7 protein-coding genes are annotated in these 7,741 nt (G+C 45.5%); 1 reads left to right on the top strand and 6 read right to left on the bottom strand.

The window, feature by feature from the left end; all coding sequences use genetic code 11:
* The 6 genes from G3T18_RS23975 to G3T18_RS23950 all read right to left on the bottom strand — a co-directional run.
* The coding region (locus G3T18_RS23975) for a polysaccharide deacetylase family protein (protein WP_224413116.1) at positions 1–903 on the bottom strand (903 nt) is incomplete at its 3' end.
* Between the two features lie 93 nt (positions 904–996).
* Complete coding sequence (locus tag G3T18_RS23970) at positions 997–1,758, bottom strand: class I SAM-dependent methyltransferase (protein ID WP_224413115.1); 762 nt, start codon at positions 1,756–1,758, stop codon at positions 997–999.
* A gap of 17 nt (positions 1,759–1,775) precedes the next feature.
* Positions 1,776–3,011: a glycosyltransferase family protein gene (locus tag G3T18_RS23965; protein ID WP_224413114.1), complete on the bottom strand. Its 1,236-nt coding sequence runs from the start codon at positions 3,009–3,011 to the stop codon at positions 1,776–1,778.
* Positions 2,950–3,879: an NAD(P)-dependent oxidoreductase gene (locus G3T18_RS23960; protein WP_224413113.1), complete on the bottom strand. Its 930-nt coding sequence runs from the start codon at positions 3,877–3,879 to the stop codon at positions 2,950–2,952. Before G3T18_RS23960 ends, G3T18_RS23965 begins: the two co-directional genes overlap by 62 nt.
* Positions 3,876–5,366: a Gfo/Idh/MocA family oxidoreductase gene (locus G3T18_RS23955; protein ID WP_224413112.1), complete on the bottom strand. Its 1,491-nt coding sequence runs from the start codon at positions 5,364–5,366 to the stop codon at positions 3,876–3,878. Before G3T18_RS23955 ends, G3T18_RS23960 begins: the two co-directional genes overlap by 4 nt.
* Before the next feature lie 138 nt (positions 5,367–5,504).
* On the bottom strand, positions 5,505–6,188 hold the full coding sequence (locus G3T18_RS23950) for a sulfotransferase family 2 domain-containing protein (RefSeq protein WP_224413111.1): 684 nt from the start codon (positions 6,186–6,188) through the stop codon (positions 5,505–5,507).
* 114 nt (positions 6,189–6,302) lie between these two features.
* On the opposite strand from G3T18_RS23950, the gene G3T18_RS23945 reads away from it, so the two are divergent.
* On the top strand, positions 6,303–7,601 hold the full coding sequence (locus tag G3T18_RS23945) for a nucleotide sugar dehydrogenase (protein WP_224413110.1): 1,299 nt from the start codon (positions 6,303–6,305) through the stop codon (positions 7,599–7,601).
* Positions 7,602–7,741 lie beyond the last annotated feature (140 nt).

Here is a 7,741-nt window from a genome sequence, read left to right as displayed (position 1 = left end):
AATTTCAGGCTGGTTCCTTAATAAATCTTCTATATCGATCCGCCGTAAGCGAAATATGTTTGAATCCGGTGTATTCCTACCTCGGGTTGTTGTTAATGCACAGGAATAACCGCTTTTGGCGACTAAGTCATAGACCCGGCTTCCGATATGCTGCGGACCACCATAGGGATAGGCAAAGGGCATAGCGGTCAAGCCAAGATGTGCTTGGATCTCGTCGCGAGAATCTGAGATTTCTTGCATCGCTTCTCGATCGTTGAGACAACTCAGAGTCCTGTGAGTACGGGTATGGGAGCCGATTGTCCACCCCGATCGCGCGAGAAATTTCAATTGATCGCCATTTAATTTTTCAAATACCGGAAATTTTTTTGATTCCTCTGTAATTTGCTCGCGAGTTACTCCAAGATTTTGCAGCAGTAGATCGTGATTCTGCCTTCTTTCGGCTTCAGGTTGGAGTTTTAGCTCCTGCTTGAGCGCCTTCAGGCAGCGCATGCGGTCTGCAACCGTTTCAATAGGTTGTGCGGGTCGCTCGGGGAGGTTTAATTTACTAGCCTTTGTCATGCGAAAAGCCATTTCGAGTTCCTCGAAATGAAAGAGTTTTGAAGCCGACTCCAGGGCTTGGGTGACCACCATAACCGAAGCATTAACCCCACGCTCCTGAAGGATAGGGAAGGCATAGCGCAATACTCCACAATAACCATCGTCGAATGTCAACGTTGCTGCCCGATTGTTGACGGACTTTTTGTTTAATTGCCACAGTAGCTCATCAAGCGAAATTAACTCAAAATTCTTCGATAACCAATCGATTGCCAAGCTGAACTGGTGGATGTCGATTCGGGGTGCAGCGTTGCGATCGTATATATTGAGAGGCTCCACTACTACATTGTGAAGATTAATAATTAACATAATATCCCAGTTAATCCGTAAATTAGGAATAATACCAACTTAAGCTCTTCCATGTGGTAGGTATATTTAATAATGATTTAATATTTCTCTACATCAGCTTTGAGCTGTCCAGGCTCGGGTGGTGTAGTGCATGGTGAAGGTTTCGGGCATTTCACTACGCAGGCGATCGGCAATCTGCTCAAAAAGTGCTTGTCCTTCCGGTGTTGCCAGATCCCAATAACGGTTGCGTACCGAGCGCCATGCCTTCACATAACGGTCAATAGTCTGCTCGTAGGAAAAATTGGCCTCAAAGTGAAACACATCCCGGAACAAATTGGATGCCTCAATAGTTTGCCCCCAATCGCGACGAGCGCCACTGTCATAATCGGGAACCAGAGAGACAATGACAGCTTCGGCGACTTTTTGAATGGGATCGTTAAAGTCGATACGATTCCCTATACAGGTGAAAAAACCATCGTCCTTCAAAATACGATAGGTCTCCTTCATGGTCAAATAGCTGTCCATAGCACTCAAGCTGCTGCCAAAGGTTACCCAGTCTGAAGACCGATCTGCCAGAGTTGTCTGCGCCCCGGTGGCGCGTATCCAGCGAATGCAATCCGACTGGCCAGAGCGCTTAATGCCAATCTCGCGCATCGCATCATTGGGCTCGATAGAGACGATTCGCAGACCTCGTTCCAGTAGCATGATGCTAAGATTTCCCGTACCGGCACCAATATCAACAACCTGATGGTCGCCTTTCGCACCCACATAGGCGATAAGGGCATCAATGGCTCGGGCAGAGTAACTGGGACGATAGCTATAGAATCTGGCTTGCTTGGAATAATCCCATTTCTTGTCTACGAGTGCATTATTCATCGGCGAACCTCCATTTGTTACGATTCTTTTAATAGTCTTTCCAAGAGTTTTCGAGCTGTCACAGCACCATCAATCCTGATGTAGTTATTCGGACTTTCTCGGGTTTCCGCAAGCTCCAAGATCCGGGCAGCCATTTGGTCAACGCTGAGATCGTCAGGACTCAGGATCTTGACGAGACCAGAGCGCTCGAAGAACCTAGAACGCAATGCCTGTTCTTTGTTTTGTCCGTGGAACTTTCGTTGATAAACCAGAGTGGGTAAGCGGGCAGAAACTGCCTCTAAGAGGGAGTTGTATCCTCCTAAGCAGATGACGGCCGAGGCAGCAGCAAGCATCTGACGGTAGCGATCGCGATCGAACTCATGGATCGTCACATGGGAGTGGGCATATTTTTCAACGCGACTGCGTAATTTCTGGATATCTTTTTGAAAGGCACCAGTAAATAGAACCAAGTGGTGCCGCCACTGGCTGGCGACAGTCTCATGAGCATCTAGGACGGCATAAAGAAGCTCGTCTCCCAAGCGCCCACCACCTACCGAAACCATAAGGAGCGGAGGATCGGCTTTGGGAATCGGGGGAGTAACAGCCTGCACTATATAACCAGTGTAATGAACCGGAATTTCGATCTTCTCCGCCAAGGGAAAACTGGAGGAAAAAGGTATTATCTGTTTATCACCGTGGACTAGAACCAGGTCATACCATTGATTGAGCAGAGAACAAATATAGGCATCTTGCTGTCCTCCTTTCTCTGACTCAATAACATCCCGGACGCTGCTGACTATTTTAGCCTTCGGGTTACAGTTCTTGACTAGAGCGATTAATTGCATCACTTCGGCCTCGAAAAGCAGTCCGAAAGGAAAATGTTCGCTGATGAGAATATCTGGTTCAAGCTGGCCAATTAACTGTTCGATCGCTGATGCGCGAGCTTTAAAGCAATCGTCTATGCTCAGGGATGGATCGACCGGGATAAGATTGCCAGCTTGTTCGTCCTTGTAAATGGCTGGCAGTTGGAAACAGGTAACCTCTGGGGGAAGATCGTAGTTTGGGACGCTTTCGCCACCGTTGAGCAAAAAGACATCAAATCGTTCTCTTAATCCCCGAGCTAACTCAACGGAGCGGACATAATGGCCAATGCCATAGACATATTGACAATGGATGAGAATTCTGGGCGTTCTACTCATTCTATACTTGGGTTCAATAACTGGCATGGAAATCGACAACTCCTGGGGGAATTTCGCCCCGGTAATGGCAAGCAATGACCCTCGCGGCATAAGTGGCCTGTTGTTCGGGCACCAGTCCTCCAGCTATATGAGGTGTCACTGTTATTTTTGGATGAGATTGGAATAGGTGATCGGCTGGCAATGGCTCTACTTTAAAAACATCCAAACAAGCTCCGGAGAGTTTACCAGAGTCTAGAGCGGACAGGAGATCTGCCTCGTTCAAATGATCTCCCCTACCTACATTGATCAGAAAAGAACTATCTGGGAGTTGGTCAAATAAGTGGCAGTTGAGAATTCCTTGGGTCTGATTCGTGAGGGGCAATAGGCAAACGAGAATTTGGCTTTTGCGAGCGAAATCACCTAATTCCGCTTTTCCCACATAGACTTGCGGTAAAGCACGAGGGCGCGATGTTCTCACCCACCCGCAGACATTAAAGCCCAAAGCCAAAAGCTTTTTTGCTGTGGCTTCCCCGACCAGCCCTAAACCCATAATCCCTACTGTCAGTTTGGGAAAAGAAATATTATCAATTGTCAAATCGGATGTATCTTCTAACTCAAAATAGTCCTTCCTAGAGAGAATATGGTTTTGAATGGACTTAATGACATAATCCGAAACGCGGTCTCGCAGGAATGGGTCCACTAATCTGACAAGGGAAATATGGCGAGGAAGCGTCGTGGCATGAATAATACTATCCACACCACTACCGCAGACCAGAATCAGTTTCAAATTGGGCAATCTTTGCAGATAGTCTGGCACAGTCAACCAGATTATGGCAATTTCGACGTCCTCAGGGGCGACTTCATCTATAGAGAGGGCAACGCGAAAGCCAACTGTTTCCGCTTCTAAGACTTCCTGAAACTTTTGCGCCCCTGGTATTTCTGAATGCAGAAGTATTGTTTTCATGAGACATAACTTTCAGAATGGCCAAAATGAGACTTGACTACGCAGGGCAAGTTTTGACAGCGTAGGATATGGGAGCGGTAGACACTACTCATAAGCTGCACTGGAATCAGGTGATCTTCAATCTGCGAGCGTATTTCTGATTTGTCCTTTTTTCCGATCAGATAATCTACGAACTCTTCCACTACCTTATGTTTTACCCGCTCCATCACAAGCGTGGACTTGTTTGGCATCACATCACCAAATACGATTTCATGGAGCCTGTAGGTTCTCAGACAATCTTGAGAGTCCGATAACAATGGATTTCTAAATACATAGATGTCGAAGTGATTCTTCCCCCCCAGATGATCTTCGAGACCATCGATATTATCATGCTTGTCGGTAGCCTGATAGGAATGAATCTGAATATTTTGAAATGGACCCTGCTGAATGTTGTGATTCTCATGCTTGACCCGTCCGTTACCCTTGTAAAGATCCTCACCGGGCTGGAGCCAGGTTCGACAGGCAAAGCCGTTATGAACAAGATTGATACTGAAGTTGGCGATCGCTTCTTCATGCTTTTTTAGGGTTACAAGCGCTGAAAGATCGATCTCTCCATAACCATGGTAGATCTCCTGAAGCTCTTCGTCTGTCCATTTCTTGACGGCATTGTAGCGTTCCCCAAACAAGGAGTAATAGTCAGCATCGGCTAACTGTTTGATAAATCCGTTCGGTTGTACGAACGAGCTAACAATCTCCATTGAGTCAGCAGCCTTTTTCTCAATGCCTGTCGCGGCATATAACTGGTATAAGGTATCGAATATATGATACCCACTATGGGATGCTTTGCCATATCCAAAGCAGTAAGGATGGTATTCTTGGGTCACTATCTCGCTGGGAAAACGCCATTGTCCATCACAATGGTAGGACTGGATGAAGGTCACGGGACAGTTTGTTCTCTCTGCAATTTCCCTAAGCTGTTCCTTGACAAACTGGAAGCCCGGATGAAAACGACGCTGGGAGTTGACGGTAAAGATAGTCTCTTTTTTTCTTTGAAGTATTTGGTATCGAGCAAGCAACAGTATATAATCATCAAGGATGCCATCGGCATTGGACAGCTTAGTGGTGGAATCAGCCCGGGCAGAAATGGGCTTGTCAATCAGGATGCTCAATTCGTTGGATAATGCCCACTCTGCATAAGTTCGATGTACAAGGGGTTCAGTAGCTACGATCGCCCCAGTAACCTTTCTTTCAGCGACGAAGAATGAAAGTTTACGATCCAATTCTTCTGGCATGGTTTCTATAAATTTGTCTATAAACCACATCTCCGGCTTCAGATTCCACTTACTAGCGACGGCAGCACGAACATCTGATTCCTTCTCTTTCAAATCAATGACAAGAGCCAGATCTAGGCGATCTCCTAATTTCTGTAGAGCCGGCAGATATATTCTTTTGGCATGGGGACCGCATCCAATCAGGATGATGCAGGCTTTCTGATTATTGTTATTCATTTGTAGCTACTTTTTAGTTGATCGGACCTTTTCGGTAATTAGGGGAAAACCTTGATCTAGCGTGCCTGAACTTGAGTTTCTGGGGAGGTCTATTGACTTTATCTTCGATTCCAAAATCTGTGGCAATAACTCAGCCGATCAGAAAACATAACCAAAATGGTCTATGTCTGGTGCGAAGGCATGCTCCACAAGCTGTCTCGACAGGTCATCATATAACTCATGATTTCTTTTGACTTGACGAAAACCCGACTTTAAATGAGGCAGAGGTGGTGTGTGAATTCCCAAGGTTCTGCATACAGCGTCAAAATCTGTAGAAAGCCTTTCGTACCGGCCAACGAACTGAATTCCGATTGTTTCTTGATCGAAAACAAATGGAGTCTGCAAATCGTTAATGTATCCACCTCCGATTTCCCAAATCCTTTTGACGATGTTGCCTTGGGCATTACGTTCCGGTTCTGCATAGTCGCTATTGACATATCGGGGTAACCAGTCGTGGAAATCGGCAGCCGAACAGCCGATTCCCTTCTTTTCCCAGTAATAACGAGAGACAACTAAATCCCACGGATTGCGGACAAAAGCGAATTTGAAGAAGGAGTTCCATATCTCATCAGGAATGGCTATTTTCATTTGCATCAGGTTGACATGAGCATTCCGCGAAAAGGCTTTATCAATGTTTCTATCTACGTTCGAGCCATTGATGTTTTCATCCCCAACAATGACATCATTATCTCCACACTTTAAAGAAAGCGCCATTTGAATGCTGGAACTGCCAGTTTTTCGTGTTTTTAGAAAGATAAATTTGTGAGTGTATGAAATGATCATTTCTATACCAAGTACTGTGAAGTAATGATATGAATCTAAAGATAGTTGAGGTAAATCCAAGCAAGATATTTAAGCTATGATTATATCAAATAGTAGCAAAAACACATCAACAAGTTGCAAAGTCTTTACACCATAAGAGATCGCATTGCGGTGATTGGTCTTGGCTATGTCGGCCTTCCTCTAGCCGTAGCCTTAGCCAAAAAATTTCCGGACACTGTTGGGTTTGATACCAACATAGAGAAAGTCAAAGTTTTAAGACAAGGTATCGACCAGACTGGCCAAGTCTCCCCCAATAACCTGACACTCTCTAGTCTCAAGATCACCTCAAACCCCGACCATCTATCAAAAGCCAACTTCTTTATCGTTGCCGTCCCAACTCCCATCGATCGCAACCATAAACTTAATCTGACTCCTCTGGTTAAAGCCTCTAAGACAATTGGCAAAGTGTTACAACCAGGTGCGGTGGTGGTGTATGAATCCACAGTCACTCCAGGTGTCACCGAAAAGATTTGTGGGCCAGTTCTGGCAAAGGTATCTGGCTTACAGCAGGGTATTGACTTTAAACTAAGTTATTCACCAGAACGAATTAATCCCGGCGATCAGAATCATACTCTCGAAAAGATTGTTAAAGTAGTAGCTGGGGAAGATGCCGAAACCCTAGAACGTGTAGCGAGAGTTTACGAAACCATCATCGATGCTGGTGTTTATCGAGCGCCTTCCATTAAGGTGGCAGAGGCTGCTAAAGTCATCGAAAATACCCAGCGCGATTTGAATATTGCTCTGATGAATGAGTTAGCGTTAATTTGCGATCGCTTAGAAATCAGCACCCGCGATGTTCTGGCTGCAGCCAAAACCAAATGGAACTTTTTGCCTTTCACACCCGGACTTGTTGGTGGACACTGTATCGGTGTCGATCCCTATTTCTTAATCACCAAAGCCGAAGAAGTAGGGTATCACCCACAGCTCATCTTAGCTGGTCGGCGAATCAATGACAGTATGGGTACATACTTGGGGCAACGTTTGGTTAAGCTCTTAATTCATTGTCATTTACCCATCAAGGGCGCACGGGTAGGAATTTTAGGGCTAACCTTCAAAGAAAATGTACCTGACCTGCGTAACAGCCGTGTGCCAGATATAGTGACTACATTGCAGCAATTTGGTATTGAAACCCTAGTCCACGACTGTTTAGCTGATGCCCGAGAGGCACAGCTAAAATATGGCATCCAGCTTGCAGATTGGTCAGATTTGTCTAATCTAGACGGAGTCGTCCTTGCCGTTACTCATAAAGCCTACCTAGACGTGCCTTGCGAACAATTGCTTGCTTGTCTGCGCCCCAATGGAGTCCTAATGGATGTAAAATCAGCTCTCGATCCCGATCGAATACCGCCAAACGTCAATTATTGGAGCTTGTAGAGCAGGGCAAACGCATACTCTCAAAAAATATATTTTTTCCTATCACTACGATACAGGATTTCTTGGCTTATTGCTTTTATTCGCAAGATTGTTGAGAATATCCTTGAATTATTGACATGATGCGTTCGCCCTGGCTTGTA

It is taken from the genome of Oscillatoria salina IIICB1 (assembly GCF_020144665.1).
Lineage (GTDB): Bacteria > Cyanobacteriota > Cyanobacteriia > Cyanobacteriales > SIO1D9 > IIICB1.
The sequence above is the reverse complement of the archived record's forward strand: the minus strand, read 5'-3'. Positions and strand labels throughout refer to the sequence as shown.